This is a genomic window from Streptomyces sp. AC555_RSS877, from assembly GCF_019049245.1.
In the GTDB taxonomy this organism is placed as follows: Bacteria; Actinomycetota; Actinomycetes; order Streptomycetales; family Streptomycetaceae; genus Streptomyces.
The window spans coordinates 175,929-202,199 of sequence record NZ_JAGMUK010000183.1; the positions used below are offsets into that span (position 1 = coordinate 175,929).

At 72.1% G+C, this 26,271-nt stretch carries 29 protein-coding genes and 1 riboswitch; of the genes, 15 read left to right on the forward strand and 14 right to left on the reverse strand.

Annotation, left to right across the window (positions count from 1 at the left end; genetic code table 11):
• The first annotated feature begins 35 nt into the window (after window positions 1–35).
• The 3 genes from KUM49_RS41030 (at window position 36) to KUM49_RS41040 (ending at window position 3,320) form a co-directional block, all read left to right on the forward strand.
• Entirely contained in the window at window positions 36–1,265 is a 1,230-nt protein-coding gene (locus KUM49_RS41030) for a PP2C family protein-serine/threonine phosphatase (protein WP_217242029.1), read from the forward strand.
• 227 nt (window positions 1,266–1,492) lie between these two features.
• Entirely contained in the window at window positions 1,493–2,218 is a 726-nt protein-coding gene (locus KUM49_RS41035) for a 1-acyl-sn-glycerol-3-phosphate acyltransferase (protein WP_217242030.1), read from the forward strand.
• A 58-nt stretch (window positions 2,219–2,276) separates the two neighbouring features.
• Window positions 2,277–3,320, forward strand: a complete 1,044-nt coding sequence (locus tag KUM49_RS41040) for an NAD(P)-dependent oxidoreductase (RefSeq protein WP_254402542.1) — start codon at window positions 2,277–2,279, stop codon at window positions 3,318–3,320.
• A gap of 54 nt (window positions 3,321–3,374) precedes the next feature.
• On the opposite strand, the gene KUM49_RS41045 is transcribed toward KUM49_RS41040, so the two are convergent.
• The 8 genes from KUM49_RS41045 to KUM49_RS41080 all read right to left on the reverse strand — a co-directional run bounded on the left by KUM49_RS41045 (window position 3,375) and on the right by KUM49_RS41080 (window position 10,507).
• Window positions 3,375–4,970, reverse strand: coding sequence for an alpha/beta hydrolase (locus KUM49_RS41045; RefSeq protein WP_217242031.1), 1,596 nt, complete (start codon window positions 4,968–4,970; stop codon window positions 3,375–3,377).
• Window positions 4,971–5,112: 142 nt separating this feature from the next.
• Complete coding sequence (locus KUM49_RS41050) at window positions 5,113–5,877, reverse strand: urease accessory protein UreD (protein WP_217242032.1); 765 nt, start codon at window positions 5,875–5,877, stop codon at window positions 5,113–5,115.
• Window positions 5,874–6,551: an urease accessory protein UreG gene (ureG, locus tag KUM49_RS41055; RefSeq protein WP_217242033.1), complete on the reverse strand. Its 678-nt coding sequence runs from the start codon at window positions 6,549–6,551 to the stop codon at window positions 5,874–5,876. The genes KUM49_RS41050 and ureG overlap by 4 nt, the downstream gene beginning before the upstream one ends.
• Before the next feature lie 161 nt (window positions 6,552–6,712).
• Window positions 6,713–7,387: an urease accessory protein UreF gene (locus tag KUM49_RS41060; RefSeq protein ID WP_217242034.1), complete on the reverse strand. Its 675-nt coding sequence runs from the start codon at window positions 7,385–7,387 to the stop codon at window positions 6,713–6,715.
• Between the two features lie 13 nt (window positions 7,388–7,400).
• Window positions 7,401–9,122: an urease subunit alpha gene (locus tag KUM49_RS41065; RefSeq protein ID WP_217242035.1), complete on the reverse strand. Its 1,722-nt coding sequence runs from the start codon at window positions 9,120–9,122 to the stop codon at window positions 7,401–7,403.
• The gene (locus tag KUM49_RS41070; RefSeq protein WP_217242036.1) at window positions 9,115–9,426 is read right to left on the reverse strand and encodes an urease subunit beta; all 312 of its coding nucleotides are present in this window, start codon (window positions 9,424–9,426) and stop codon (window positions 9,115–9,117) included. The genes KUM49_RS41065 and KUM49_RS41070 overlap by 8 nt, the downstream gene beginning before the upstream one ends.
• Window positions 9,427–9,441: 15 nt before the next feature.
• Entirely contained in the window at window positions 9,442–9,744 is a 303-nt protein-coding gene (locus tag KUM49_RS41075; RefSeq protein WP_010988499.1) for an urease subunit gamma, read from the reverse strand.
• A 133-nt stretch (window positions 9,745–9,877) separates the two neighbouring features.
• A complete protein-coding gene (locus KUM49_RS41080; RefSeq protein WP_217242037.1) occupies window positions 9,878–10,507 on the reverse strand; it encodes a TetR/AcrR family transcriptional regulator in 630 nt (209 codons plus the stop codon).
• A gap of 115 nt (window positions 10,508–10,622) precedes the next feature.
• Here KUM49_RS41080 and KUM49_RS41085 point away from each other — a divergent pair, with 115 nt between their 5' ends.
• A complete protein-coding gene (locus KUM49_RS41085) occupies window positions 10,623–11,636 on the forward strand; it encodes an ABC transporter permease (RefSeq protein ID WP_217242038.1) in 1,014 nt (337 codons plus the stop codon).
• 86 nt (window positions 11,637–11,722) lie between these two features.
• Here KUM49_RS41085 and KUM49_RS41090 read toward each other — a convergent pair whose 3' ends face one another.
• Window positions 11,723–12,001 (reverse strand): type II toxin-antitoxin system Phd/YefM family antitoxin, encoded by a 279-nt coding sequence (locus tag KUM49_RS41090; protein ID WP_217242039.1) that lies wholly within the window; start codon window positions 11,999–12,001, stop codon window positions 11,723–11,725.
• A 63-nt stretch (window positions 12,002–12,064) separates the two neighbouring features.
• Here KUM49_RS41090 and KUM49_RS41095 point away from each other — a divergent pair, with 63 nt between their 5' ends.
• From KUM49_RS41095 to KUM49_RS41110, 4 genes are all read left to right on the forward strand, one after another.
• The gene (locus tag KUM49_RS41095) at window positions 12,065–12,700 is read left to right on the forward strand and encodes an ATP-dependent Clp protease proteolytic subunit (RefSeq protein ID WP_217242040.1); all 636 of its coding nucleotides are present in this window, start codon (window positions 12,065–12,067) and stop codon (window positions 12,698–12,700) included.
• 7 nt (window positions 12,701–12,707) lie between these two features.
• Window positions 12,708–13,013, forward strand: coding sequence for a hypothetical protein (locus tag KUM49_RS41100; RefSeq protein ID WP_217242041.1), 306 nt, complete (start codon window positions 12,708–12,710; stop codon window positions 13,011–13,013).
• A 337-nt stretch (window positions 13,014–13,350) separates the two neighbouring features.
• Window positions 13,351–13,562: riboswitch (cyclic di-AMP (ydaO/yuaA leader) on the forward strand.
• A gap of 3 nt (window positions 13,563–13,565) precedes the next feature.
• Window positions 13,566–14,039, forward strand: coding sequence for a C40 family peptidase (locus KUM49_RS41105; protein ID WP_217242042.1), 474 nt, complete (start codon window positions 13,566–13,568; stop codon window positions 14,037–14,039).
• A gap of 101 nt (window positions 14,040–14,140) precedes the next feature.
• Window positions 14,141–14,704: a DUF6328 family protein gene (locus tag KUM49_RS41110; protein ID WP_217242043.1), complete on the forward strand. Its 564-nt coding sequence runs from the start codon at window positions 14,141–14,143 to the stop codon at window positions 14,702–14,704.
• A gap of 35 nt (window positions 14,705–14,739) precedes the next feature.
• Here KUM49_RS41110 and KUM49_RS41115 read toward each other — a convergent pair whose 3' ends face one another.
• A complete protein-coding gene (locus KUM49_RS41115; RefSeq protein ID WP_217242044.1) occupies window positions 14,740–15,198 on the reverse strand; it encodes an ATP-binding protein in 459 nt (152 codons plus the stop codon).
• A 213-nt stretch (window positions 15,199–15,411) separates the two neighbouring features.
• On the opposite strand from KUM49_RS41115, the gene KUM49_RS41120 reads away from it, so the two are divergent.
• Both KUM49_RS41120 and KUM49_RS41125 read left to right on the forward strand, forming a co-directional pair.
• Window positions 15,412–16,272, forward strand: a complete 861-nt coding sequence (locus tag KUM49_RS41120) for a helix-turn-helix transcriptional regulator (RefSeq protein WP_217242045.1) — start codon at window positions 15,412–15,414, stop codon at window positions 16,270–16,272.
• Window positions 16,273–16,281: 9 nt separating this feature from the next.
• The gene (locus KUM49_RS41125; protein ID WP_217242046.1) at window positions 16,282–16,512 is read left to right on the forward strand and encodes a DUF397 domain-containing protein; all 231 of its coding nucleotides are present in this window, start codon (window positions 16,282–16,284) and stop codon (window positions 16,510–16,512) included.
• Between the two features lie 42 nt (window positions 16,513–16,554).
• On the opposite strand, the gene KUM49_RS41130 is transcribed toward KUM49_RS41125, so the two are convergent.
• Entirely contained in the window at window positions 16,555–17,682 is a 1,128-nt protein-coding gene (locus tag KUM49_RS41130) for an 8-amino-7-oxononanoate synthase (RefSeq protein WP_217242047.1), read from the reverse strand.
• Between the two features lie 167 nt (window positions 17,683–17,849).
• Between KUM49_RS41130 and bioB the strand changes: the two genes are divergently transcribed.
• From bioB to bioD, 3 genes are read left to right on the forward strand one after another with little or no spacing between them, the layout of a single operon-like run.
• Entirely contained in the window at window positions 17,850–19,016 is a 1,167-nt protein-coding gene (gene bioB / locus KUM49_RS41135) for a biotin synthase BioB (RefSeq protein ID WP_217242048.1), read from the forward strand.
• Entirely contained in the window at window positions 19,009–20,298 is a 1,290-nt protein-coding gene (locus KUM49_RS41140) for an adenosylmethionine--8-amino-7-oxononanoate transaminase (protein ID WP_217242049.1), read from the forward strand. The genes bioB and KUM49_RS41140 overlap by 8 nt, the downstream gene beginning before the upstream one ends.
• Before the next feature lie 13 nt (window positions 20,299–20,311).
• Window positions 20,312–21,028 (forward strand): dethiobiotin synthase, encoded by a 717-nt coding sequence (gene bioD, locus KUM49_RS41145; protein ID WP_217242050.1) that lies wholly within the window; start codon window positions 20,312–20,314, stop codon window positions 21,026–21,028.
• Here bioD and KUM49_RS49375 read toward each other — a convergent pair.
• Entirely contained in the window at window positions 21,025–23,889 is a 2,865-nt protein-coding gene (locus KUM49_RS49375; protein ID WP_374200268.1) for a LuxR C-terminal-related transcriptional regulator, read from the reverse strand. The genes bioD and KUM49_RS49375 overlap by 4 nt on opposite strands.
• A gap of 223 nt (window positions 23,890–24,112) precedes the next feature.
• Between KUM49_RS49375 and KUM49_RS41160 the strand changes: the two genes are divergently transcribed.
• Together KUM49_RS41160 and KUM49_RS41165 are read left to right on the forward strand one after the other, a co-directional pair.
• Window positions 24,113–24,796, forward strand: coding sequence for a triacylglycerol lipase (locus tag KUM49_RS41160; RefSeq protein WP_217242051.1), 684 nt, complete (start codon window positions 24,113–24,115; stop codon window positions 24,794–24,796).
• An 83-nt stretch (window positions 24,797–24,879) separates the two neighbouring features.
• A complete protein-coding gene (locus KUM49_RS41165; RefSeq protein WP_217242052.1) occupies window positions 24,880–25,569 on the forward strand; it encodes a class I SAM-dependent methyltransferase in 690 nt (229 codons plus the stop codon).
• Here the strand turns inward: KUM49_RS41165 and KUM49_RS41170 are convergent, their stop codons facing one another.
• Together KUM49_RS41170 and KUM49_RS41175 are read right to left on the reverse strand one after the other, a co-directional pair.
• Entirely contained in the window at window positions 25,570–25,944 is a 375-nt protein-coding gene (locus KUM49_RS41170) for a fic family toxin-antitoxin system, toxin component (protein WP_217242053.1), read from the reverse strand.
• A gap of 4 nt (window positions 25,945–25,948) precedes the next feature.
• Window positions 25,949–26,224: a toxin-antitoxin system HicB family antitoxin gene (locus KUM49_RS41175; protein WP_217242054.1), complete on the reverse strand. Its 276-nt coding sequence runs from the start codon at window positions 26,222–26,224 to the stop codon at window positions 25,949–25,951.
• Window positions 26,225–26,271: the final 47 nt, after the last annotated feature.

Here is a 26,271-nt window from a genome sequence, read left to right on the forward strand (position 1 = left end):
AAACTGGGACGATCCCGGTGGCGAGAGCGGATGCGATGAACGATGCGGCGATCGACTACGCGACGCTGTTCCAGTCCCTGCCCGGAATGGTGGCCGCACTTACGCCCGAACTGGTGTACGCGGACGTCAACGAGGAATTCCTGCGGGTCACCGGCCGCAAGCGCGAGCAGATCGTGGGACACCATCTGTTCGAGGTCTTCCCGGACAACCCCAACGACCCCGATGCGAACGGCATGCGCAACCTGGCGGCCTCGCTGCAGCGGGTGCTGGCCACCGGCGAACGCGACGCGATGGCGTTGCAGCGGTACGACGTCGAGGACCCCGAGCGGCCCGGGCACTGGCAGGAGCGGTACTGGAGCCCGTGCAACGCGCCGGTGTTCGGCCCGGACGGGGAGGTCGTGCTGGTGGTGCACCGGGTGGAGGAGGTCACCGAGCTGATCCGGGCCCGCGGCGGCCGGAGCACCGGCCGGACCCGGGTGCTGGAGGCCGAGCTGTACACGCGCGCCCGCGAACTGCAGGACGTCAACGAGCGGCTGCGGCGGGCCCACGCCCGCGAGCGCGAGGTGGCCCTCGCCCTTCAGGAGGCGATGCTGCCCGCCCGCCGGCAGGTGGGCGACCACCGGGCCGCCGTCCGCTACCGGCCCGCGGTCGGCGCGCTGAACGTGTGCGGCGACTGGTACGACCTGGTCGACCTGGTCGGCGGCCACCGGCTCGGCGTCTCCGTGGGCGACGTGGTCGGTCACGGACTGAAGGCGGCCGGTGTCATGGGCCAGCTGCGCAGCGCGCTGAGCGCCACCTCCCGGGTCGCCGAGGGGCCCGCCCAGGCGCTGGACGTCCTCGGCCGGTACGCCAACGTGGTCGACGGCGCCGAATCGGCCACCGTGGTCACCACGTTCATCGACTTCGACCGGCACACGATCAGCTACAGCAGCGCCGGCCACCCGCCGCCCGTCCTGGTCCATCCCGACGGCGGGGTGGAGTTCCTCGACCGGGCCACCGACCCCCCGCTGGACGCCCGCCCCGACCCGATCCGCAGGCCGCAGGCCGACACCACCTTCACGGACGGCGCCATCCTCGCCCTGTACACCGACGGCCTGGTGGAGCGGCGCCGCGAGGACATCGACACCGGTCTGGCCCGTCTGGCCGACTCCCTGCGCCGCCACCGGGCCGTGGATCCCGAGACCCTCGCCGACGCCGTTCTGCTGGAGTTGCTGCCTCCCGGTGGCGCCACGGACGACACGGCCCTGATCATTGTCAGACTGTGAGTACGGCCATGAGCGCGGTCGTGCGTACGGCTGTGTGGACGGACGTGCAGGCGACGCCGGCCCGACCGCCGCCGGCCCGTCGCGGATCGGCCAAACCCTTGCCCGAGCCCGTCCGCTCCAGTTCCGGCGGCCGCGGCCTGGGCCTACACTGGCATCCCCACGACGTGCCGGTTGACCTGCTTTAACGCGGCGGTCGAGCCGACCGCCGGAGTGAGGAGCGACCCCCCTTGTTCTACTACCTGCTCAAATACGTGTTCTTGGGGCCGTTGCTGAGACTGGTCTTCCGCCCTCGAATAGAAGGCCTTGAACACGTTCCGGCATCGGGCGCGGCCATCGTCGCGGGCAACCACCTTTCTTTCTCGGACCACTTCCTGATGCCCGCGGTCCTGAAGCGGCGCATCACCTTCCTGGCGAAGGCCGAGTACTTCACGGGCCCCGGCATCAGGGGCCGGCTGGTCGCGACCTTCTTCCGCAGCGCCGGGCAGATCCCGGTGGACCGTTCCGGCAAGGAGGCGGGCCAGGCCGCGATCCGCGAAGGGCTCGGCGTCCTGAGCAAGGACGAACTGCTCGGCATCTACCCGGAGGGCACCCGCTCCCACGACGGCCGGCTCTACAAGGGCAAGGTCGGCGTCGCCGTGATGGCGCTCAAGGCCCAAGTACCGGTCATCCCCTGCGCGATGATCGGCACCTTCGAGGCCCAGCCCCCCGGCAAGCTCGTCCCCAACATCCACCCCGTGGTGATCCGCTTCGGCAAGCCCCTCGACTTCTCCCGGTACGCCGGCATGGAGAACGAGAAGGCGATCCTGCGCGCGATCACCGACGAGATCATGTACGCGATCCTGACGCTCTCCGAGCAGGAGTACGTCGACCAGTACGCGGCCGTCGCCAAGGCGGAGGAGGCCGCGGCGCGCTCCGAGAAGGAGCGCAGGTTCCCCCGGCTGCCGCTGCGTTGACCTCTGCTGTCGGCAGAGCGTCTGGCAGCCGCGGCGGGCCGGGTCGTACGGTCGCCGCATGAGACGTGCTGTGGTGGTCGGAGCGACAGGACAGATCGGGCGGGTGGCCGCGGGCGTGCTGGCCCGGGACGGCTGGGAGGTGACGGCCGTCTCGCGCGGCGGCGGTCACGACGAGGGCTGGCCCGACGGTGTGCGTGCGGTGCGGGCGGACCGGGAGGACGACGCGGCCCTGGCCGCGGCGGTCGGCGCCGGATGTGACGTCCTGGTCGACATGGTGGCCTACGGGCCCGGGCACGCACGGCAGTTGATCTCGCTGGGCGATCGTGTGGGATCGGCCGTGGTGATCTCCAGCGTGTCGGTGTACGAGGACGACAAGGGCCGGGGCTTCGACACCCAGAAGGAACCGGACGGCTTCCCCGAGTACCCGGTGCCGATCACGGAGGACCAGCGGACCGTCCGGCCGGGCGACACCTCCTACAGCACCCGCAAGGCGGGCCTGGAGAACGAACTCCTCGGCGCCGGGGCGCGGTTGCCGGCCACACTGCTGCGCGCCGGTGCGATCCACGGACCGCACTGCCGGACTCCGCGCGAGCTCTACTTCGTCAAGCGCAACCTGGACGGCCGGCCCAGGCGCATCCTGTCCTACGGCGGCGGGAGCCGGTTCCATCCGGCGAGCGTCCACACCATCGCGGAGCTGATCCGGCTGGCCGCCGCGCGGCCGGGCACCCGGGTCCTCAACGCCGTGGATCCGGACGCCTTGACGGTGGCGGAGATCGCCCGGGAGATCGACGCCGTGATGGGGACCGAGAGCGAGAGCGTCCTGGTGGACGGACCGCCGCCGGAGCCCACGGTGGGTGACACGCCGTGGTCGGTGCCGAAGCCCGTGGTGTGCGACATGTCCGCGGCGGAACGGGAGTTGGGCTACCGCCCGGTCGTCCGGTACGCGCAGACGCTGCCGGACACCGTCGCGTTTATCGAGGGCCAACTCGCCGGGCGGGACTGGCGGGAGGCGTACCCGAAGATGGCCCAGGCGTACGGCGACCTCTTCGACTACGCGGCGGAGGACGCGTTTCTCGACGCGCTCGACGCGCCCGAGGCCTGAGCGAAAGGGGGGCGGCCGTCGGTGACGGCCGCCCTCCCTCCCCCGGCGTACCGGTTACGGCTTCGGCGTCACGTGCGGTCCGCACGTCACGTCGGAGCCGTCCAGCTTGCCGGTGAGCAGGTAGGTGTCCACCCGCTGGTTGATGCAGGGGTTGACCAGGCTGGTCACGCCGTGGGAGCCCGCGTCCTTCTCGGTGATCAGGCGGGAGCCCTTGAAGCGCTTGTGCAGTTCGACGGCGCCGCCGTACGGCGTGGCGGCGTCATGCTCGGCCTGCACGATCAGCACCCCCGGCAGCCCCTTGCCCGTCTTGACGTCGACCGGCGTCTGCTGCTTGACCGGCCAGGTCGCGCACGGCAGGTTCATCCACGCGTTGGACCAGGTCAGGAAGGGGTAGTTCTGGTGCAGCCGCGTGTTGTCCCGGTCCCACTTCTTCCAGCTGGTGGGCCACTTGGCGTCGGTGCACTCCACGGCCGTGTAGACGGCGTTGCCGTTCTCCGAGGCGATGTTGCCCGCGGTGTCGGTCATGTCCGGGGCGGCCGCGTCGACGAGCGCCTGGGTGTCGCCGGCGAAGTACTTGCTGAACACGGTGGCGACCGGAATCCACGAGGAGTCGTAGTACGGGGCGCCCGTGAAGAAGCCCAGCAGCTCGGCCGGTCCGACGACCCCGCCGATCGGGCTCTTCTTCGCCGCGGCACGCAACTCCAGCCACTTCACCTGGACTTCGGCCCGCGTGGCGCCGAGGTGGAAGACGGCGTCATTGGCGGCGACCCAGTCCTGCCAGTCCTTCCAGCGGCCCTCGAAGGCGACGTCCTGGTCGAGGTTGGCCTCGTACCAGATCTTCTCCCGCGACGGGTTGACGACGCTGTCGACGACCATGCGCCGGACATGGCCCGGGAACAGGGTGCCGTAGACCGCGCCGAGGTAGGTGCCGTAGGAGACGCCGAGGAAGTTGAGCTTCTTCTCGCCGAGCGCGGCGCGGATGACGTCGAGGTCGCGCGCGGTGTTCGGCGTGGTCATGTGCGGCAGCATCTCGCCGCTGCGCTCGTAGCAGCCCTCGGCGTACTCGCGGGCGAGCTTGCGCTGGGCCAGCTTGTCGGCCTCGGAGTCCGGCACCGGGTCCATCTTGGGCGCCTTCACGAACTCCTGCGGGTCGGCGCAGGAGATGGGCGCCGACTTGCCGACGCCGCGCGGGTCGAAGCCCACGAAGTCGTACGCCTTGGCCGTGTTGGCCCACACCGGTGCCTTGGTGGTGACCCGGCGCGGGAAGCGCAGGCCGGAGCCGCCCGGTCCGCCCGGGTTGTAGACGAGGGCGCCCAGGCGCTCCTCCTTCGTGCCCGTGTTGCCGATCCGGTCGACGGCGAGCTTGATCTGCTTGCCGTACGGCTTGGCGTAGTCGAGCGGCACGGTGACATAGCCGCACTGGATCGGCTTCTCCAGGTTCCAGTCGGCCGGGCAGTCCTGCCAGTCGATCCCGGCCTTCTCGGCCTTGGCGGCGGCGATCGCGGCGCCGCGGGCCTCGCGGTCCTGGCCGTGCCGGGTGTCCGCGCTCGCGGCGGGCGCCGTCACGGCCCCGGCTATCAGGGTCGCTGTGACGAGCGCTCCGGCCGTACCGAGCGCCGTCGCCCGCCTCGTCGCTCTCTTGTCCCTCAAGTGGGGCCTCCCCGTACGTCGTTGCGAGTGGTACGGGGATCCTCGCGGCTGTGAGCTCCCTGAGAACAGGGGTTGTTGACCTTCTTTGCCAATCCGATAACCGGACTGGGGCGTTCGCTAGACGGTCCCCGCTCCCTCGCCCTCAACCGAGGGAGGTCAGCGCCTCGTCCAGGACCCGCCGAAGCTTCAGCGCGTCCGGCGCCACCGCGGTCACCAGCGCGGCGGGACCCGCGAGCGGCACGATCACGGCCCCCTCCCCCAGCACCCGCGCCGTCACCGGTTCCTCCGCGAACTCCGGTCGTACGACGACGGCTTGCCCGACCGCCCGATGTCCCGCGAGCACGGCGGGCCCGTCCCAGCCTTCCGGCGCTCCGGGCCCGCAGGACAGCTCCTGGTCCAGCACGGTACGCCCCGCGACCCGGACGACCAGACGGCTGCCGAGCCGCCCCGGCTCCTCACCGGACCGCCCGAGCACCTGCTCCTCGCGCAGGACGAGCCGGGCCCTCGCACCGAGTTCGACACGCGTCGTGACGTACAGGTCGCTGCCGTGCGCCGAGATCAACTGCTCGGGCAGCCAGTGCAGTTCGCCGCCGTCGGCGACGGTGAGCCGCACGTCGTAGCGGGACTCGCCCTTGGCCTGGCCCGGCAGTGCGATGGTGGCGGCGGCCGACCCGACGCGCAGCCGGGCCCCGGCCTCCACCCCGGCCTCCACCGCGAAGTGGTCCCCGCCGAGCGGCCCGCTCATCGCGCCGACGATCATGACGTGCGCCTGGCTGCCGATCCCCCGGGTCCGGCGCAGCGCCAGCGGTCCCTCACCCTCCAGGACGGGCAGGGACGTACCCCCGCGGCCGTCGTCCCGCGCGAGCATCCGCGCGGTGGCCCGTACCCCTGTCACGGCCGCGGTCATGCCGTCCACGCGGCGAGCTGCGCCCGCACCCAGGCGGCGACGTCCCGCACGCCGGCCTCGGTCCTGAGTGACTGGAAGACGACCGGCAGTTCGGCTCGCTGCGCCTTGGCGTCGGCCGCCATCCGGGCCAGATCGGAGCCGACGTACGGGGCGAGGTCGGTCTTGTTGACGACGAGGAGGTCGGCGGTGGTGACGCCCGGACCGCCCTTGCGCGGAATGTCGTCTCCGCCGGCGACGTCGATCACGAAGATCTGCGCGTCGACGAGCCCCCGGGAGAAGGTGGCGGTGAGGTTGTCGCCACCGGACTCGACGAGGATCAGGTCCAGGGGGCCGACCTCGTCCTCCAGGTCCTCGACCGCTTCGAGGTTGGCGGAGATGTCGTCCCGGATCGCGGTGTGCGGGCAGGCCCCCGTCTCCACGGCGGTGATCCGCTCGGGCGGCAGCACGGCCTCCCTGAGCAGGAACTCGGCGTCCTCGCGCGTGTAGATGTCGTTGGTGACGACAGCGAGGGACAACTCGTCGCGCAGCGCCCGGCAGAGCGCGGCGACGGTGGCGGTCTTCCCGGACCCCACGGGCCCGCCGAGCCCGATCCGCAGCGCGCGGTGCGAGCCGTCGGGGCGGTGAGCGTCGGCGCTGACGGCGGCGGGGCCGTCGTGGGAGTGGTCGAGGTGCATGGAGCGGCTCCAGAATTTCGAGGCGGGCGGTGCCATTTCAGCGCGGTCCGGCACCACCAGACCGTCCGGCGTTTGAGAACGAGGCCGTTCAGGCCGATACGGGGGTCCGGGGGCGAAGCCCCCGGAGAACGGGACGGGAAGGGGCGGCGGGGCGAAAACAGCTAGGACGCGAACAACCGGACACCCCAAGCGGCGTGCACCTCCGCGCTGATCTCCAGAAGCGGAGCGGAAGCCGCGGGCAAGGCATCCACGCCCTCGTCGACAGCCCTCCGAGCCGCCTCCACCGCCTGATCCGCGACGCGGTCCAGCTCCGGCGCCAGCCGAGCCAGCGCCCGGGTCGCGTCGAAGGGGTCCAGACTCAGCAACCGCACCGTGGCCGACGCCGGCCCGCTGACACTCTCGTACGCCGCACAGTAGGCGGCGTCCAGAGCCCCCAGCCCCGCCGCCCGAGCCGCGAGCCCGAGTACCACCGGCTGGTGCGCCCCTTTGGGGAACTGCCGTGCCAGGTCGTCCAGTTCCTCCGACGGCCAGGTCGCCCGGGCGGCCCGCATCAGCTGGCGGCCCAGCTTCCGCGCGGTGACCCGCAGCGCGGGGGACGGCGTCCGCGCGTCGGCGGCCGCGTCCAACTCCACCGGCTCCACGCCGAGTACGGCGGCCGCGGACAGCGACGCGGAGACCCGCCCGGCCGTGTGCAGCCGCCCGCGGCAGAAGTCCTCCAGGCTCGCGGCGCCGGTGACGCGCCCGGCCTTGACGGCCGCCTCGGCGCCGCCGGAGTGGGCGTGCCCTCCGGCGGGGAAGCGGCCGTCGGCCAGGACGAGTAGTGATGCTCGTGACATGGGATCCGCGCCGTCAGAAGAGGAAGTAGCGCTGGGCCATGGGCAGTTCGGCGGCCGGAGTCGCCTCGACGAGCTCCCCGTCGATGTGCACGGCGAAGCTGTCGGGATTGATCTGGACGCGGGGCCGAGCGTCGTTCTCCCGCATGTCGGCCTTGGTCACTGCACGCGTCGACTCGATGGCGACGAAGCGCTTGCCCAACTGCAGCCGCTCCGGCAGCCCGTCCTCGATGGCGAGCGGCGCCACGAAGTTGAGGGAGTTCGACCCGGGCGCCCGCCCGATCGCACCGAACATCGGACGCGGCAGGATCGGCTGCGGGGTCGGGATGGAGGCGTTGGCGTCGCCCATCTGCGCGTACGCGATCTGCCCGCCCTTGACGACGAGGTGCGGCTTGACCCCGAAGAACGCGGGCTCCCACAGCACGAGGTCGGCGAGCTTGCCGGTCTCGACCGAGCCGACCTGGTGGGCGAGGCCCTGCGCGACGGCCGGGTTGATCGTGTACTTGGCGACATAGCGACGTACCCGGTGGTTGTCCGCGCGTCCGTCGCCCGGCAGCGCGCCCCGCCGCCGCTTCATCACGTGGGCCGTCTGCCAGGTCCGCATGATGACCTCGCCGACCCGGCCCATGGCCTGCGCGTCGGAGGAGATGATCGAGATGGCACCCAGGTCGTGGAGGATGTCCTCCGCGCCGATCGTGGAGGGCCGGATCCGGGACTCGGCGAAGGCGAGGTCCTCCGGGACGGCCGGGTTGAGGTGGTGGCACACCATCAGCATGTCGAGGTGTTCCTCGGCGGTGTTGACGGTGAAGGGGCGGGTCGGGTTCGTCGAACTCGGCAGGACGTGCGGCTCGGACACCACGGTCATGATGTCCGGTGCGTGCCCGCCGCCGGCACCCTCGGTGTGGTAGGCGTGGATGCCGCGTCCGGCGATCGCGGCGAGGGTGTCGCCGACGAATCCGGCCTCGTTCAGCGTGTCGGTGTGGATGGCGACCTGGATGCCGGTGCGGTCGGCGACGGTCAGCGAGGCGTCGATGACGGCCGGGGTCGACCCCCAGTCCTCGTGCAGCTTCAGGCCGAGGGCGCCACCGCGGATCTGGGACAGCATCGCCTCGTGGGAGACGGTGTTGCCCTTGCCGAGGAGGCCGAAGTTGACGGGGTACTCCTCCATCGCCTCCAGCATCCGGGCCAGGTGCCAGGGGCCGGGCGTCACGGTCGTCGCCTTCGAACCCTCGGCGGGGCCGGTGCCGCCGCCGATCAGTGTCGTGATGCCGGAGGACAGCGCCTCGTCGGCGATCTGCGGGCAGATGAAGTGGACGTGCGCGTCGATGGCGCCGGCGGTCAGGATGCGTCCGTTGCCGGCGATGATCTCGGTCTCGGGGCCGATGACCAGGTCGGGGTGGATGCCGTCCATGGTGTCGGGGTTGCCGGCCTTGCCGATGCCGGTGATCCGGCCGTCGCGGATGCCGACGTCGGCCTTGATGATCCCCCAGTGGTCGATGATCACGACACCGGTGATCACCGTGTCCGGGGTGCCCTCCGCGCGCGTGGCACGCGACTGGCCCATGGACTCGCGGATGACCTTGCCGCCGCCGAAGACGGCCTCGTCACCGGCGAGTCCCGGACCGCCGGAACGATCCTCCTCGATCTCGACGAGCAGATCGGTGTCGGCGAGCCGGATGCGGTCGCCGGTGGTGGGGCCGAAGAGGTCGGCGTACGCGGCACGCGAGATCTCAGGCATCGAGGGCACCTCCGGTCTCCCCGCGCAGTCCGGGCACCACACGGGCGCCGGTGAGCGGGACGAGTTCGACGTCGACGGGGATCCCGGGCTCGAAGCGCACGGCGGTGCCGGCGGCGATGTTGAGCCGCTTGCCGTGTGCCGCGGCGCGGTCGAAGTCCAGACCGGGATTGGCCTCGGCGAAGTGGTAGTGGGAACCGACCTGGACGGGCCGGTCGGCTGCGTTGAGGACCGTCAGCGAGGTGACCTCGCGGCCCTCGTTGTAGACGATCGGGCCTGAAGCGAACAGGATCTCTCCGGGAATCACGGCTGCTCCTTCCCGTCAGACGATCGGGTCGTGGACGGTGACGAGCTTGGTGCCGTCCGGGAAGGTCGCCTCGACCTGGACGTCGTGGATCATCTCGGGGATGCCCTCCATGACGTCGTCGCGGGTGAGCAGCTTGCGCCCGGAGGACATCAGCTCGGCGACCGTACGGCCGTCACGCGCACCCTCGAGGATGTGCGACGTGATGAGCGCGACCGCCTCGGGGTGGTTGAGCTTCAGCCCGCGGGCCCGGCGCTTCTCGGCCACGTCGGCCGCCACGTGGATCAGCAGCCTCTCTTGCTCGTGCGGGGTCAGTTGCACGTCCCACCTCACAGTCCTCGCTCCGGACCGTGCGGGGTCCGGCTGCCGCGGCCCCGGGGCAAAGTCCCTGGTGGCGTCGATCGGCAGGCTAGTTGGACCGGGTTTCAGGCAAGTTAACCGAGCTGTGATCCATTCAGGCCTCGTCCCGCGGGGCCGACATGCTCATCAACGCGCGTAGTCCGTTCTGGAGGACCTCGACCGGGGCCGGCCCCAGCAGCGGCTGCTGCGCGACGAACCCCTGGACGGCCGCGATCATGGTGCGCGCGACATGCTCCGGGGGCAGGTCCGCCCGCATCATCCCGGCCGCCTGGTACGCCTCGACGACCCGCACCCAGGCCTCGGCCACCGCGGCGTACCCGTCCCGCAGGGTGATCGCCAGCTCCGGGCTGCGCAGAGTCTCCGCCCACACCTGGACGATCAGTCGCGGGAAGGCCGGCTCCCCGTCGACGGTCAACGACGCCCGCGCGGCCAGCGTCCGGCTCAGGACCGATCCGACCAGGAGGTCCGGCGGCTGCGGCGGGCTCTGCTTCGCGGCCTCCTCGAAAGCCTCACGGACCTCTCCGAGCACTTCGCCGACGATCGCGGCGATCAGGTCCTCCTTGCCGGCGAAGTAGCGGTACACCGCTCCGGCCGAGAGGTCGGCCTCCTTGAGCACGTCCTGCATGGACGTGGCGTGGAAGCCGTTGCGGGCGAAGCAGAGCGCGGCGCCGTCGAGGATCTGGCGGCGGCGGGCGTCGAGGTGTGCCTGGGATACGCGGGCCATGGCCCCAACGTAGAACGAACATTCCTTCTTGACAAGGTCGCGACCTCGGCGAGACCGTGGGGGCACAGTCAAAACGAACGATCCTTCTTTTTACTGTCGCGTCGAAGGAGATTCCATGTCCGCCGCATCCGCCAGCCCTGGCAGGGCTCCCGCGCGCCGCGTGATCGCGGTCGTCGTCCTCGTCCCCCTGCTCGCGGCACTCGCCCTGTGGGCCTTCGCCTGGCCCGCGGCCCGCACCGCACCCCGCGACCTGCCGCTCGGGGTCGCCGGGACGATTGCCGCGACGGCCCAGACGGAGCAGCGACTCGCGCAGCGGGAAGGCGCGTTCGAGATCCACCGCTACGCCGACGAGGCCGCCGCCAGGGACGCCATCGAGGACCGGACCGTATACGGCGCCGTCTTGGTCACCGCCCAGGGGACCACACTGCTGACCGCGTCCGCGGCGAGCCCGTTCGTGGCCCAGATGCTCCAGCAGACGATGGCGGAGCAGGCCGCCGCCTCGGGCGCGCGGGTCGAGACGGTCGACGTGGTGGCCGCCCCGCAGACGGACCCGCGGGGCTCGGCGCTGAACGCGAGCGTGCTGCCGCTCGCCCTGGCCGGCATCGCGGCGGGGTCGGCGGTCACCCTGCTGGGACTGCGCGGCTTCCGTGCCGTCGGCGCCCTCGTCGGCGCCACGGCCCTGATCGGCGTGGTGGCGGCCGCCGTCGCGCACAGCTGGCTCCATGTCGTCACCGGCGACTGGTGGGCGGAGGCGGGGACCTTCACCCTGGCGGCGCTGGCCGTGAGCGCGGCGGTGGCCGGTCTGGCCGCCCTGGCGGGTCCTGCCGGCCTCGCGATCGCCGCGAGCGTCGTGATGCTGTTCGGCAACCCGTTCTCCGGGGCGGCCACCGCGCCGCAGATGCTGCCCGAGCCGGCCGGCACGATCGGCCAGTGGCTGCCGCCGGGCGCGGGGACGAGCCTGCTGCGCTCGGTGTCGTTCTTCGACGGGGCGGCAGCGACCGGCCCCGTCCTCACGCTGGCCTGGTGGTCCGCGCTGGGCCTGGGCGCCGTACTCCTCGGCGGTGCGCTCAGGACGCGTGCGCAGCGGGCCGAGTCCGCATCCCGGCCAGAGCCGGTGGCCGTCGGCTGACCGCGCCGGCCCGGCCGTGCACCCTCGTCGTGGCGGACGGGGGTGTGCGGTCTTGTCGTGTGCCGTGTGGGGCGCCAGGGGAGCCCTCAGGAGGCGCCGGGCCCCCGGTGGTGTGCCGCGATGCCGAAGCGCTGCTGTTCACGGGCAGCGGACGCCACCTCACGGACCGAGGAGACCGCGCTGACCACGTGTTCCTCAGCGGGCTCCTGGAGTTCCTCCAGCCGTTCGAGGTCGGCGGCGGACACCAGGGCGACGAGGGGTTTGCCGTGCCGTGTCACGACCACCCGCTCACCGCCGTACACCACCCGATTGATCAGGTCGGCGAGTTCAGCTCTGGCTTGCGTCACCGGAATCTCGTAGGCCATACCTCCATCATAACGTCACGTACATCCTGTACATTTTTTACAGACGCCGAAGGAGGGGCTCTCATGACCCGACCGTCCGCCCGCCACGCCCTGCCCGAGTTCACCGAACGCACGAGTTCCGGCATGAGGACGATGGACCCGTACGCGAAGCTGCTGGAGGAACGGATCGTCTTCCTCGGGACTCCGATCGACGACATCTCGGCGAACGACGTGATGGCCCAGTTCATGCACCTGGAGTACCAGGACCCCGACCGCGACATCGTGCTGTACATCAACTCCCCCGGCGGATCGTTCAGTTCGATGTCGGCGATCTACGACACCATGCAGTACGTCAGGTGTGACGTGGAGACGACGTGCCTGGGGCAGGCCGGTTCGTCGGCCGCCGTCCTGCTGGCCGCGGGGACGCCCGGGAAGCGGAGCCTGCTGCCGGGCGCCCGCGTGGTGATCCACCAGCCCGCGGCCTCGGAGCCGATACGGGGGCAGGCGAGCGACCTGGCCATCCATGCCGCCGAGTTGACGCGCGTGCGGTCCCGCCTGGAGGAGATGCTCGTACGGCACACCGGGCGCAGTGCGGAGCAGGTGAACTCCGACATCGAGCGCGACAAGATCTTCACCGCGCAGGAGGCGCTGGAGTACGGGCTGGCGGACCGGATCGTCCCGAGCCGCAAGGGCTCGCACCCCGCTCCCGGCCGGGGGTGAGCCACCGATGCTGCCCGATCTGCCGCCGCTGCCCGCCCTGACCCGCGCCGAGGGCGAGCTGATCGACCGTTATCTCGACGTGGTCGACCTGCTCGGCAGGATCAACCCGGCCCGCCCCGGCGACACGTACAGCGGGCTGCGGGCCGCGCAGGCGCTGGTCACCAAGGCGGCCGCGCTGCGGGACGCGCTGGCGCTGATGCACCGTCGGGGCGAGAGCGAGGTGCACGCCGACACGCTGGCGCGTGCGCTGCGCGTGCTGGACGGGGAGCGCCGCGCGGCTCGCGTCACACTGCCGCCGCTCACCGACAGTTGACGCACCCACAGCCGTTCCGGACGCCCCGCCCTCTGACGGAGCGTCCGGGCCCGTGTCGGAAGGGACCAAACGGCGTACCACCATTTGGAGTACTTCCGCGTCCATTTACAGGCCCTGTGGGGTTGCGCAACACGCGTGCCCCCAGGGCGGAATGAGCCGTTCCGATGCTGGTCCGAGGGCCCGCAGGTCCCTCGACACCCCTTCGAACACTGGGGTGTCCACCCGAACGGGTGAGTGGTGAGTAACAACACAAACCATCGGTTCCGTTGGGATTTTCGGACATCAGTGAGCCAAGATCCCTGTCTGACGACAAGCCCCCGCCGAAGCGGCGGGGCGATCCGGGCGGACGCCGAGTCCTGCCGCTGCCCGGATGACCGGTCGACAGGAGTGGATCGGCAGGAGTGGAGGACCCAAGCAATACGGGTCGCCGGAACGGTCACGCCATGACCGGGCCGAGCAGCCCTTGGGGTGAAGCCGCAGCAGCGGCCGGGCAACTTCGCCAGCCCGAATCCGACAGGTCATCCTTCACAGGCGGCTGACGAAGGGTTGCGCATGTCTGCGCTCAATCGTGTCCCGTCGCTCATGGTCCGGGCCGGTACGGCCTCGGCCCTCACCATCGCCGCGGTGAGCGGCTCCGTCGTGGTACCGGGTGTCGCCTCCGACGCCGCGGCCGCCACGCCGGCGACGAAGGCACTTCAGATCGCCGCGTCCAAGAAGGGCTCCCCGTACAAGTACGGCGCCACCGGGCCACGCCGCTTCGACTGCTCCGGGCTCACGCTGTACTCGTTCAAGAAGGCGGGCAAGAAACTTCCCCGCACGGCGGCCCAGCAGTACAACAAGACGCACCACATCTCCTCGAAGAGCCGCAAGGCCGGGGACCTGGTGTTCTTCCACTCGGGTTCGAGCGTCTACCACGTCGGCATCTATGCCGGGAAGGGGAAGATCTGGCACGCCCCGAAGACCGGGGACGTGGTGCGACTGCAGAAGATCTGGACCAAGAGCGTCTGGTACGGCCGGGTCAAGTAGACCCACCCGCGAGGGGGTGGTGGCGGCCTGACCCGCCGCCGCCCCCTTCCGGGGGCTCTGTGGAGCGCGTGACACGGGCCGAAGTGGTTACTCGTTCATCCATGGCCGACCACAGTCCCTGCACCGCACGCAACGAGACTCCGCTGGAGCGCGCCGACCGCAATTTCGGCGAGCTGCTCCAGGAACTGCGCGTGACCCAGACCGGGGTGCAGATCCTCTTCGCCTTCCTGCTGACCCTGGCCTTCACGCCGCGCTTCCCGTCCCTCGACACGGTCCAGCGCACCACGTACGTCGTCACGCTCCTGCTGGCGGTCCTCGCGGCGGCACTGTTCACCGCACCCGCCGCCCTGCACCGCTCGCTCTTCCAGAAGGGCGCCAAGGCCCGCATAGTCCAGGTCTCCTCCCGGCTGGCCACCCTCGGCATGGGGGTGCTGGTGCTCGCGTTCACCGGGTCGGTGCTGCTCGTGGTGGACGTGACGACCGGCCGGGCCGGCGGGCTGGCCGCGGGCGGGGCGACCCTGCTCGTGTGCCTGGGCCTGTGGTGGCTGCTCCCACGGCTGGTGCAGCGGGCCGTACGGGCCGACGCCCAGCGGTCAGCCGTCGGGCCGGCCACGGTGGTGCGCGGAGGAGCACCGCACCGCGAGCTGTCGGCGCGCCGCCGGTGACCCGCTCGAGGCACCGGGCCCGGTCGTAGAGGTGCCTACGGCTCCTGCTGCCCCGCCGCCGGAACCGGCTCGGCCGGTACGGTCCACGGCACTTCGATGGACACGGTCTTGCCCCCCTCGCGGGTCGGCCGCACTCTGAGCTTGCCGCCGCACTCCGCGGTCAGCCAGCGGATGATCACCATTCCGCGGCCGTTGTCCTGCTGAACGGCGGCGGGCAGCCGTTTCGGAAAGCGCGGGTGGCTGTCGGTTACACCGATGCGCAGGTGTTCGTCACGGTCGAGCGCGATGTCCACCGTGAAGGTGGGTGACTGCCCGAAGGTGTGCTGTACGGCGTTGGTGGCCAGTTCGGAGACGATGAGGCGAATGGTGTCGGCCGCCTCCGTGCCCGGCGGCAGACCCCACTCCGCCAGGGTGGTGAGCACGTAGGAGCGGGCAACGGAGACCGAGGCGGGATCGCTCGGCAGAGTGACGGATGATTCCAGGTGGTCTGCCATGACGACGTCGTCCCTTTCCCACGGGACCGCAGTCCGACGCGAAAGCGGAGGTTCGAGTACGGTCCCGGACTGGTGCTTCGCCGCCAGAGTGCCATTACCGGGGCGGTCACGGGTGGCGATCCACCAAGATATGCATATATCTGTCGCTCGAAGCAGTGAACTCTGCGACGGCAGACCGTATTTGGGTGCCTCGGTTGGAGTAAGGAGTAGCCCATGCAGCACGGTCCCGCGGTGCGCCGCCGGAAGCTGGGCGCCGAACTGCGTGCGCTGCGCACCGGTGCGGGGCTCACGAGTGGTGAGGCGGCCCGGCTGGTGGGCTGGCACCAGTCGAAGGTGAGCCGGATCGAGACCGGCGCGAGCGGGGTGAAACCGGCCGATGTGCGGTTACTCCTCGACGCCTACGGCGTGCACGACTCCCCACCGCGCGAGTTACTGCTGGCCTTGGCGGGCTCCGACGAGACCGGCGGCCGGCACCACTGGTGGCACGCGTACCGAGGTGTACTGCCGCCGACCTACCGGGACTTCATCAGCCTGGAGTCGCAGGCCAGCGCGATGCGCACGCTGGAGACCACGGTGGTGCCCGGTCTGTTGCAGACACCGGAGTACGCACGCGCGGTGACGAAGGCCGCGGTGGGCGGGCTGGACGACGAGAAGCTGGACGCCCTGGTCAGGGTGCGCCTGGCCCGGCAGGACGTGCTGCGTTCGCATCCGCCGCTGGAGTTGAGCGCAGTCCTGGACGAGGCGGTGCTGCGGCGGGAGGTCGGCGGCCCCGGCATCATGGCGCGGCAGCTGGCGCGGCTGGTCGAGGCCGCGCGGCTTTCCCAAGTGCGGTTGCAGGTACTGCCGTTCGCGGCCGGCGCGCACATCGGTGTCACCGGGCCTTTCGTTATTTTCTCATTTTCGCGCACATCTGATCTGGATGTGGTTGTTCTCGACCACTTGACGAGTAGCCTCTACCTCGAACGGAAAGAAGACCTCCAGGCCTACACGGAGGCCTTCAACGCCCTTCAGTTCCACGCCCTTTCGCCCAAGGACTCGTTGGACTACATCGCCGCGACAGGTGACGGCGCGTAAGGAGGCACCATGTCCGTACTGCCTCGGGACGTACCCTCGACCACCGATCTGCACGGCCTGCGGTGGCTGCGCAGCAGTTACAGCACGGGAGCGAACAACTGCGTCGAGACCGCCCGGCTCGTGGCCGGGCGCTCGGCCGGACTGCTCGCCGTGCGTGACTCGAAGAACCCGGCCGGACCCGCGCTGCTCTTCTCCCCCGAGAGCTGGGCGGGTTTCACGGCCGCGGTGCACCACATCTGACCGTTTCCCCCCGGGCGCGACGCGCGGCCGTGCCACGCCGACTCACGGTCGCGTTTCGCCGATCACCCGTACAGCGCGTTCGATCTGCCCGTCGGTGAGGTCCGCGCGGGCGGTCAGCCTCAGCCGGGAGATGCCGTCGGGCACGGAAGGAGGACGGAAGCAGCCCACGGCCAGCCCGTGCGCACGACAGTCGGCCGCCCAGCGCACGGCCCCCTCCGGGGACGGTGCGCGCACGGAGACGACCGCGGCGTCCGGACGTACCGCCTCCAGACCCGCGGCGCTCAGGCGTGCGTGCAGGTCGGCGGCGACCTCCCGGGCCCGCGCCGCCCGCTCCGGCTCGCGGCGCAGCAGGCGCAGGGCCGCGAGGGCCGCGCCCGCCGCCGCGGGGGCGAGGCCGGTGTCGAAGATGAAGGTCCGGGCCGCGTTGACCAGGTGGTCGATCACCCGGGCGGGGCCGAGGACGGCACCGCCCTGGCTGCCGAGCGACTTGGACAGCGTGACCGTCACGACGACGTCGTCGGCGCCCGCGAGCCCCGCCCCGTGCGGGGCGCCGCGGCCGCCGTCGCCGAGAACGCCGAGGCCGTGGGCGTCGTCGACCACCAGTCCCGCGCCGCGCTCCCGGCAGGCCTCGGCGAGCCCTGCCAGCGGGGCAGCGTCGCCGTCGACGGAGAAGACCGTGTCGGACACGACGACGGCGGGACCCTCGTGCGTCCTCAGTGCCTTGCGTACGGCGTCCGGGTCGGCGTGCGCGACGACCTGCGTGGTCCCGCGGGCCAGGCGGCAGCCGTCGATCAGCGAGGCGTGGTTGCCGGCGTCGGAGACGAGCAGCGAGCCGTGCGGGGCCAGCGCGGTGACCGCGGCGAGGTTGGCCGCGTACCCGGAGGAGAACACCAGGGCCGCCTCGAAGCCGCAGAAGTCGGCCAGCTCGTGTTCGAGCTCCTGGTGGAGTTCCGTGGTACCGGTGACGAGCCGGGAGCCGGTGGAGCCGCCGCCCCAGGTCCGCGCGGCGCGCGCCGCGCCCTCGGTGACCTCCCGGTGCCGCGCCAGGCCCAGGTAGTCGTTGCTCGCCAGGTCCAGGAGCGGTGAGTCGGAGGGGCGGGGGCGCAGCGTCCGTACGAGTCCGGCGCGGCGGCGCAGCTCGGCCTGCTCGTCGATCCAGGCGAACGCCATCGGCCCTCCAGGGAATGTGCCGGCAGCGCCGGCGATTTGTAGGCAGTTCACAGACCCTAGCGGGACGGCCGGGCACCCATGATGTGGCAATACCCACACGTCGAAGAGCCTTCGTTGTCCGAACTCTCCTTGGCCGAAAGCGCCTGCGTAGGACAGGATCGGCTCTCATGGACCTGCTGAACACGCTGGTGGACAAGGGGCTTCGGCGCGAGCTGCCGACCCGCGAGGAGGCGCTGGCCGTCCTCGCCACTTCCGACGACGACCTGCTCGATGTGGTGGCCGCGGCCGGCAAGGTACGCCGGCACTGGTTCGGCCGACGGGTGAAACTCAACTACCTCGTCAACCTCAAGTCGGGCCTGTGCCCGGAGGACTGTTCCTACTGCTCGCAGCGGCTCGGCTCCACCGCCGGGATCCTCAAGTACACCTGGCTCAAGCCCGACGACGCCTCGAAGGCCGCGGCGGCCGGGTTGGCCGGAGGCGCCAAACGGGTGTGCCTGGTGGCGAGCGGACGCGGCCCCACCGACCGGGACGTGGACCGGGTCTCCGACACGATCAAGACGATCAAGGACCAGAACGAGGGCGTCGAGGTGTGCGCCTGCCTCGGTCTGCTCTCCGACGGCCAGGCCGAGCGGCTGCGCGAGGCGGGCGCGGACGCGTACAACCACAACCTGAACACGTCCGAGGAGACGTACGGGGACATCACGACCACGCACACGTACGCCGACCGGGTGGACACCGTGCAGAAGGCGCACGCGGCCGGCCTCTCCGCCTGCTCCGGGCTGATCGCCGGCATGGGCGAGCGCGACGAGGACCTGATCGACGTGGTCTTCTCGCTGCGTGAGCTGGATGCGGACTCGGTGCCGGTCAACTTCCTGATCCCGTTCGAGGGCACGCCGCTGGCCAAGGAGTGGAACCTCACCCCCCAGCGGTGCCTGCGGATCCTGGCGATGGTCCGCTTCGTCTGCCCGGACGTCGAGGTACGCATCGCGGGCGGGCGCGAGGTCCATCTGCGGTCGATGCAGCCGCTCGCCCTGCACCTGGCCAACTCGATCTTCCTGGGCGACTACCTCACCAGTGAGGGCCAGGCCGGCAAGGCCGACCTGGACATGATCGCGGACGCCGGGTTCGAGGTGGAGGGCACCGACCAGGTCACGCTGCCGGAGCACCGCAGGGGCGGATGCGGCTCCGAGGAGGCCGCCGGGTGCGGGTCCTCCCAGGAGGGTGGCGGTGCGTGCGGTTCCGCTCCGGCCGCCACGCCGGCGGGCGAGGCCCGTACGGACCTGGTCGCCGTACGCCGTCGAGGCGCCGGAACGGACCTCGCGCCCAATGCCTGACCTGACCGGCCTGCCTGTCGCCGAGCTGCTGGAACTGGACCGGCGGCACGTCTGGCATCCGTACGGTCCGATGCCCGGCCGGCAGGAACCGCTCGTGGTGGAGTCGGCGAGCGGGGTGCGCCTGAGGATGGCGGACGGCTCGGGCGAACTGGTCGACGGCATGTCGTCGTGGTGGTCGGCGATCCACGGATACAACCACCCGGTGCTCAACGAGGCCGCCCGCGAGCAGCTGGGGCGGATGAGCCATGTGATGTTCGGCGGGCTCACCCACGAGCCCGCGGTACGGCTCGCGAAGCTCCTTGTCGACATGTCGCCCGATGGTCTGGAGCATGTCTTCCTCGCGGATTCCGGGTCGGTGTCGGTCGAGGTCGCGGTCAAGATGTGCCTGCAGTACTGGCGCTCGCTCGGCCGCCCGGCGAAGCAACGTCTGCTGACCTGGCGCGGCGGCTACCACGGCGACACCTGGCAGCCGATGTCGGTGTGCGACCCCGAGGGCGGGATGCACGAGCTGTGGTCCGGGGTGCTCCAGCGCCAGGTGTTCGCGGACCCGCCGCCGGTGGAGTTCGAGGAGTCGTACGCCGACCGGCTGCGCGCGCTGATCGAGGAGCACGCCGACGAGCTGGCCGCGGTGATCGTCGAGCCGGTGGTGCAGGGCGCGGGCGGGATGCGGTTCCACTCCCCCGCCTATCTGCGGGTGCTGCGTGAGGCCTGCGACGCGCACGGCGTGCTCCTGGTGTTCGACGAGATCGCCACGGGGTTCGGCCGCACGGGCGCGCTGTTCGCGGCCGGACACGCGGCGGTGACGCCGGACGTGATGTGCGTGGGCAAGGCGCTGACCGGCGGATACCTGACGATGGCGGCGACGCTGTGCACGTCACGGGTGGCCGACGGCATCTCGCGGGGCGAGGTCCCGGTGCTCGCCCACGGCCCGACCTTCATGGGCAACCCGCTCGCGGCCTCGGTCGCCTGCGCCTCGATCGAGCTGCTGCTGGGCCAGGACTGGCTCGCGGAGGTCAAGCGGATCGAGGCGGGGCTGCGGGAAGGGCTGGCGCCCGCACGGGAGATGCCGGGAGTGAAGGACGTACGGGTCCTCGGTGCCATCGGGGTGGTCCAGCTGGACCACCCGGTCGACATGGCGGCGGCGACGCGGGCGGCCGTCCGCGAGGGCGTGTGGCTGCGGCCGTTCCGCGACCTCGTCTACACGATGCCGCCGTACGTCACGGGCGACATGGACGTGGCACGGATCGCGCGCGCGGTGTGCGCGGCGGCGCGCGAGGGATGAGCAGGAGTGTGACATGCCGGTACTGGTGATCACGGGCACGGGCACGGAGGTCGGCAAGACGGTGGCGACCGCCGCCGTCGCCGCCGCGGCGCTGGCGGCCGGACGGTCGGTGGCCGTGCTCAAGGCCGCACAGACGGGCGTACGGCCGGACGAACCCGGGGACGCCGCCGAGGTGGCGCGGCTCGCGGGGACCGTGCGGGCCGAGGAAGTCGCCCGGTATCCCGAGCCGTTGGCGCCGGCCACGGCAGCGCGGCGGGCCGGGCGGGCGCCGGTGCGTCCGCACGAGGTCGCCGAGGCCGCCGCCAAGCTGGCCGCCGAGCACGACCTGGTGCTGGTCGAGGGGGCGGGCGGACTGCTCGTCCGGTTCGACGCGACGGGCGGGACACTGGCGGACGCGGCCGGGCTGCTGGCCGCACCGGTGCTGCTGGTGGCGTCGGCCGGTCTGGGCACGCTGAACACCACGGAGCTGACGGCCCGTGAACTGCGCAACCGCGGGCTCGACCTGGTCGGCGTCGTGATCGGCAGCTGGCCCGACGCACCGGATCTCGCCTCGCGCTGCAACCTGGCGGACCTGCCCGACGTGTCCGGCGCGCCGCTGCTCGGGGCCCTGCCCGCCGGGGCCGGGTCCCTCGCGCCCGCCGACTTCCGCACCGCGGCGCCGACTTGGCTCGCGCCGCGGCTGGACGGGACGTGGGACGCGGAGGCGTTCCGCGGACGGCAGGCTCCCTAGTCGCCGGCTTCGCCCAGGAGTCTCACCAGTTCGATGCGGGAGCGGATGTCCAGTCGGGTGAAGACTCCCCGCAGATGGTGGTCGATCGTGCGCGGGCTGAGCGCGAGGCGGTCGGCGATCTCACGGTTGGTGGCGCCCTCGGCGGCCATCCGGGCGACCAGCAGCTGCTGGGCGGTCAGACGGGCCGTGAGGCCGTCCGGGGCGGTGGGTGCGGGTGCCGTCGGCGCGCCCAGGGCGCGGAGTTCGGTGCGGGCCTGGGCCGCGCAGTGCGGCGCGCCGAAGGCGTCGAACGCCTCCAGGGCGCTGTGGAGGCGGTCGCGTGCCTCGGTACGGCGGCGCAGCCGGCGCAGCGCGCTGCCGAACAGCAGTTCCGTGCGGGCGCGTTCGAAGTCCCGGGTGCCGCGCGAGTGCAGGTCCAGTGCCTCGCGGTAGTGCGCCACGGCCTCCTCGCCCGGCACCAGCAGGGCACGGCAGCGGGCGCTGAGGGCGAGGTCGTCGGGGCTGAGCACGGCGCTCGCCCAGCGGTGGTAGTCGGCGTGGGCGGCCCGGGCGACCCTGCTGTCGCCGGTGCGTACGGCGGCCTCCACGTAATGCGGGGTGGCCAGGTGGCGGATGGCGCGGTGGCCGTGGCCTGGCCCGAATCCGGCGAGGGCGCGCAGCCGGGCCGCCGCCGCGGCGAAGCGCCCACTGCTGAGGTCGAGGTAGGCGAGCGCCCACTGGGCGAGGGCGGCGGGCAGGCCGAGGCCGCGGGCGAGGGCGTACGACCGTGCGGTGGCGGCGCGTGCGCGGCAGACGTCCGCGTCGCCGGTGATCGCCGCGAACATGGCGAGCGCGGCCTGCAGATGGCACGCGCCGTTGTCCTGGCCGGTGGCGTACGCCTGACCCAGCGCGTCCGCCGCGGCGGCTTCCCCGGCTCGGGGGCGCCCGGTCCAGAAGTCGGCGTACGCCCGGAACTCCATCGCCTGCACGACGGTGGCCGTCACGCCCCGCGCCCGGGCCGAGGCGGCCGCGCGGTGGGTGGCGGTGGCGGCCGCGGTGTGGTCGCCGAGCAGCAGTGCGGCGATACCGGCATGAATCAGCACGGTGGGATCCCCGCCGGGACCGCACCGCCCGGCCGCCGCCATCAGCAGGTCCCGCGCATCCTCGTACCGCCCGTCGAAGGCGGCGGCGAGCGCTCCGAGCGTGCCGGGGGCCACGATCCCCCACCGATCGGCGGCACGGGCCGCCTCCCGGCACCGGCGCAGGTCGCCGGTGTAGACGGCGGCTTCGGTGGCACGAGCGAGGAGCCGGGCGGCCGGGTCGAGGGCGAAGGCGTACGCGGTGACGAGGTCGGGGGCGCCGTCCGCGGCTTCGGCTCCATCCGGAACGGGCGGGGTTGCGGTGCCCGCACCCGCTCCGTCAGAGGCAGGCAGGATTGCGGTACCCGCACCCGCTCCGTCAGAGGCAGGCAGGATTGCGGTACCCGCACCCGCTCCGTCAGAGGCAGGCAGGGCTGCGGTACCCGCACCCGCTCCGTCAGAGGCAGGCAGGGCTGCGGTACCCGCACCCGCTCCGTCAGGGACGAGCGGAACTGCGGACCCCGCCCTGGCTCGTCCCGGTTCAGGCGGAGCTTCCGAGCCCACACCCGCCCCGCCCGAGACACGAGGATCTGCGGAGCCCCCACGCGCTCCGTCCGGGACGGGCAGAGCTGCGGCGCCCACACCCGCTCCGTGAGGGACGGGCGGGGTTGCGGATCCCGCGCCAACCGCATCCGGGACGCGCGGAGCTGCGGCGCCCACACGCGCCCCGCCCGGGACGGGCAGAGCTGCGGCGCCCGCACCCGCTCCAGCCGGGACAGGCGGACCTGCGGTCCCCGCACCGACTCCCCCCGCACCGCGCGGAGTTGCAAACCCCGCAGCCGGCACCGGGGGCACGGCGGCGTGAGCCGCGGTGTCCGGGTGGTCGGTGGGGACCCGTGTGGCCCGCGCCCGGTGCTCCTGCCCGCCGTGTGCCGCCGATGCGGACGGCGTGCGGCTCGACCCGCCCCGCGCGTGTGTCCCTTCGGGCCCGCCGGACATGACCTCGGGGTGTTCACCCGCGCCCTCGACTGCCTCGGATACCCGTCGCACCGCCGCCCCCAGCAACGCGTCGAACGCCTCGGAGGCGTTGCCCGCCCGCAGGGCGAGGACGCCGGTCAGGGCCTCCTCGTGGCCGGCGGCGGCCAGGCGGCGGGCGCGGTCTCCGTCGCCGGACTGCCAGGCGCAGGCGGCCGCGAGGGCGAGCAGGCGGGACTGGTCACGGGGGTCGGGGCTGAGGGCGGCCGCCCGTTCGGCGAGGGCCCGGGCCGGGGTGAGGAGGCCCGCGTCGTGCGCCTGGCGCGCCGCAGCCCCGAGTTCCGTCGCGAGCCGGGTACTGGGGCCGAGCGCGCCGGCGCCCCGGTGCCAGGACCGGCCGGGTGTCTCGCCGTCGCCGCACAGCACGCGGGCCAGCAGCCGGTGGGCTTCGCGCCGGTCCGCCGGGGAGCCCGTCTCGTACGCGGCGATCATCGTCCACGCGTCCCGGAAGACGACCCCGCCCGCCGTCGCCTGCGCGACGCCGGCCGCCTCGGCTGCCTCCAGGGGCCGGGTGTCGAGGCGGGCGGCCGTGACGGCGCGTAGGAAGGCATGGGTCGCGAGCGGGTACTGGTCCGCCGCCGCGAGGAGCAGGAGCAGTCGGGTGTCGTCGGGCAGCGACTGGATCCGAGCGCGGCGTGCGCGCAGCACGGCGGGGGCCAGTTCGGCCGGTTCCGTCGGCAGCGGGTCCAGGCCGGTCGACTGCCGTTCGGTGAGCCGCGGCAGGAGTTCGGCGGCGGCGCGCGGATCGCCGTATACGGCACGCAACACCCGTACGCGGACGCCTTCGGGGAGCGCGGGAGCGGACGGCTTGCACGTGTCCGTGCGTCGCGGTGGCGAAGCGCGGTCAAGCGGCGGGGGGTTTACCGGTGTCACCACACCCTTGACGTTACTGGCGAGTTAATTGACGCGTAAAGACCGGCGATTTCGCCGATGCGGCGCGCGAGGACCCCACCGGACACTCCTGGAACCCCCACCCGCTCCAGGAGGCCTCATGCGCCGTAAGCCTCGTGTCGCCATGGCTCTGTCCGCCGTGACCGCATCGCTCCTCGCGTCCCTCTCGCTCGCCGCGACTCCCGCCGAGGGGGCGACCCGCAACCCGGTCGTCTTCGTGCACGGCCTGAGCAGTTCGGCGAGCAGCTGGGACGACTGGATCGCCTACTTCAAGGCCGACGGCTACACGTCCGCGGAACTCACCACCTGGTCGTACGACTGGACCAAGTCCAACGTCTCCACCGCTCAGCAGCTCGCGACCCAGGTCAAGAACGTGCTCGCGAGGACGGGTGCGACCAAGGTCGACCTGGTCGTGCACTCCATGGGCGCGCTCAGCTCCCGCTACTACCTCAAGAACCTCGGCGGGACGGCGTACGTCGACGACTTCGTCTCGGCCGCCGGTGTGAACCACGGCACGAGCGTCGCCTCGTGGTGCTCGTGGCTCTACACGTCGTGTACGGAGCTGAAGACCGGCAGTTCCTTCCTGGCCGCCCTCAACTCCGGCGACGAGACGCCGGGCAGCGTCTCCTACGCCAGTTACTGGTCGAACTGCGACGACGCGCTCACCCCGGACACCAGCGCGATCCTCAGCGGCGCGACGAACGTCGAGGTCGGCTGCGTCTCCCACAACGAGATGAACAACGACTACGGCGTCTACCAGCAGGTGCGGAACTTCGTCGGCTGAGACGGACGCCGTGAGCTCGCGGGGGTGCGGCGGGCCCGTACGGGGGACAATCCTGGTGAGGCCCGCCTGCCAGGGAGGTTGCCATGCCGCTGCGATCCGCACGATCCGGCAAGGTGTCCCGTGATCCCGTCCACCACCCGCTGTTCGCCCGGTGCTACGCCCGGATCAGTGTGAGGGCCGAGACCAGGATGGGCATGGCCGGCGTGCGCGAGCGGCTGCTGGCCGGGCTGTCCGGACGGGTCATCGAGATCGGCGCGGGCAACGGCCTGAACTTCGCGCATTACCCGGGCGCCGTCTCGGAGGTCGTGGCCATCGAACCGGAGCGTGTGCTGCGGCAGTTGGCCGTGGAGTCCGCGCTGCGCTCGGAGGTGCCGGTCGACGTGGTGCCGGGCGCGGCGGAGGCGCTGCCGGTCAAGAGCGAGGCCTTCGACGCGGCGGTGGTCTCGCTGGTGCTGTGCAGTGTGCGGGACGTGCCGCGGGCCCTCGGTGAGATACGGCGGGTGCTGCGGCCCGGCGGCGAGGTGCGGTTCTTCGAGCACGGCCGGGGCGGCGGCCGGGCGATGACCCTCACCCAGCGCGCGCTGGACCGCACGCTGTGGCCGCCACTGAGCGGCGGCTGCCACGTCGCCCGGGACCCGGTCGGCGCACTGCGGGACGCCGGGTTCGAGCTCGGCCCCTACCGGCAGGTGTTGATGCCCGAGAAGGGCCCGAGGCTGCCCACCTCGTACTGCGTGCTCGGTACCGCGTGGCGCCCCGCGCCCGAGGAGCCGTGATCACAGGCTCCACCGGCGCAGTTCCTGGGCGATGTCGTACACGGACGCCTCGCCGCTCTTGACCAGGCGGGCCAGTTCCCGCACCTGCTCGGGCGAGGTGACGACCTTGAGGCCGCTGGCGACGAGATAGGCGTACGCGACGGCGCAGGCGAACAGGGCGTTGGAGCGCTCCAGGGCCGGGACGTGGATGAGGAGTTGGAGCAGCGCGGCGGCACGCGCGTGCGGGCTGTCGTAGACGGGGACGTCGAATATCTGCGCCTCATGGCGCGCGACGGCGGCGACGAGCGCGCCCCAGTCGGTGACCTGGGGGTCGCCCGGGGTCTTGTGTTCGGCGACCATGAGGAGCCAGGCGAGGTCGATCCGGAGGGTGCTCAAGGGATCAGCGGCGACCTTCGCGGGAGCTCTCGTGCCCGTCCACCACCGCCGGCTCCACCCGGACGGGGGTACCCCCGTCCAACTCCTCGGCGAACACGGACTCGTACTGCTTCATGAAGTCGGCGGCGGCCTCCACGAAGGTGTGCCCGACCTCGCCGGCGTCCTGCCTGACCAGTTCCTCTATGTAGCGGTTGACGCTCATGCCGCGGGCCTGGGCGCGTTCGCGGGCGGCGCGGGCGGTGCCCTCGTCGACACGCACGTTCAGCTGGGTCTTGGCCATGCTTCGAAGCTAGCGCCCGGGCGCTAGCAGCCGCAAGAGGCTCCGCC

Bases quoted from the DNA above. Each gene is read 5' to 3' on its own strand.
- KUM49_RS41030 (WP_217242029.1), top strand. From the start codon at position 36: ATGAACGATGCGGCGATCGACTACGCGACGCTGTTCCAGTCCCTGCCC.
- KUM49_RS41040 (WP_254402542.1), top strand. From the start codon at position 2,277: ATGAGACGTGCTGTGGTGGTCGGAGCGACAGGACAGATCGGGCGGGTG.
- KUM49_RS41050 (WP_217242032.1), bottom strand. From the start codon at position 5,877: ATGACCGCGGCCGTGACAGGGGTACGGGCCACCGCGCGGATGCTCGCG.
- ureG (WP_217242033.1), bottom strand. From the start codon at position 6,551: ATGCACCTCGACCACTCCCACGACGGCCCCGCCGCCGTCAGCGCCGAC.
- KUM49_RS41060 (WP_217242034.1), bottom strand. From the start codon at position 7,387: ATGTCACGAGCATCACTACTCGTCCTGGCCGACGGCCGCTTCCCCGCC.
- KUM49_RS41065 (WP_217242035.1), bottom strand. From the start codon at position 9,122: ATGCCTGAGATCTCGCGTGCCGCGTACGCCGACCTCTTCGGCCCCACC.
- KUM49_RS41080 (WP_217242037.1), bottom strand. From the start codon at position 10,507: ATGGCCCGCGTATCCCAGGCACACCTCGACGCCCGCCGCCGCCAGATC.
- KUM49_RS41085 (WP_217242038.1), top strand. From the start codon at position 10,623: ATGTCCGCCGCATCCGCCAGCCCTGGCAGGGCTCCCGCGCGCCGCGTG.
- KUM49_RS41090 (WP_217242039.1), bottom strand. From the start codon at position 12,001: ATGGCCTACGAGATTCCGGTGACGCAAGCCAGAGCTGAACTCGCCGAC.
- KUM49_RS41095 (WP_217242040.1), top strand. From the start codon at position 12,065: ATGACCCGACCGTCCGCCCGCCACGCCCTGCCCGAGTTCACCGAACGC.
- KUM49_RS41100 (WP_217242041.1), top strand. From the start codon at position 12,708: ATGCTGCCCGATCTGCCGCCGCTGCCCGCCCTGACCCGCGCCGAGGGC.
- KUM49_RS41105 (WP_217242042.1), top strand. From the start codon at position 13,566: ATGTCTGCGCTCAATCGTGTCCCGTCGCTCATGGTCCGGGCCGGTACG.
- KUM49_RS41110 (WP_217242043.1), top strand. From the start codon at position 14,141: ATGGCCGACCACAGTCCCTGCACCGCACGCAACGAGACTCCGCTGGAG.
- KUM49_RS41115 (WP_217242044.1), bottom strand. From the start codon at position 15,198: ATGGCAGACCACCTGGAATCATCCGTCACTCTGCCGAGCGATCCCGCC.
- KUM49_RS41120 (WP_217242045.1), top strand. From the start codon at position 15,412: ATGCAGCACGGTCCCGCGGTGCGCCGCCGGAAGCTGGGCGCCGAACTG.
- KUM49_RS41125 (WP_217242046.1), top strand. From the start codon at position 16,282: ATGTCCGTACTGCCTCGGGACGTACCCTCGACCACCGATCTGCACGGC.
- KUM49_RS41130 (WP_217242047.1), bottom strand. From the start codon at position 17,682: ATGGCGTTCGCCTGGATCGACGAGCAGGCCGAGCTGCGCCGCCGCGCC.
- bioB (WP_217242048.1), top strand. From the start codon at position 17,850: ATGGACCTGCTGAACACGCTGGTGGACAAGGGGCTTCGGCGCGAGCTG.
- KUM49_RS41140 (WP_217242049.1), top strand. From the start codon at position 19,009: ATGCCTGACCTGACCGGCCTGCCTGTCGCCGAGCTGCTGGAACTGGAC.
- bioD (WP_217242050.1), top strand. From the start codon at position 20,312: ATGCCGGTACTGGTGATCACGGGCACGGGCACGGAGGTCGGCAAGACG.
- KUM49_RS41160 (WP_217242051.1), top strand. From the start codon at position 24,113: ATGCGCCGTAAGCCTCGTGTCGCCATGGCTCTGTCCGCCGTGACCGCA.
- KUM49_RS41165 (WP_217242052.1), top strand. From the start codon at position 24,880: ATGCCGCTGCGATCCGCACGATCCGGCAAGGTGTCCCGTGATCCCGTC.
- KUM49_RS41175 (WP_217242054.1), bottom strand. From the start codon at position 26,224: ATGGCCAAGACCCAGCTGAACGTGCGTGTCGACGAGGGCACCGCCCGC.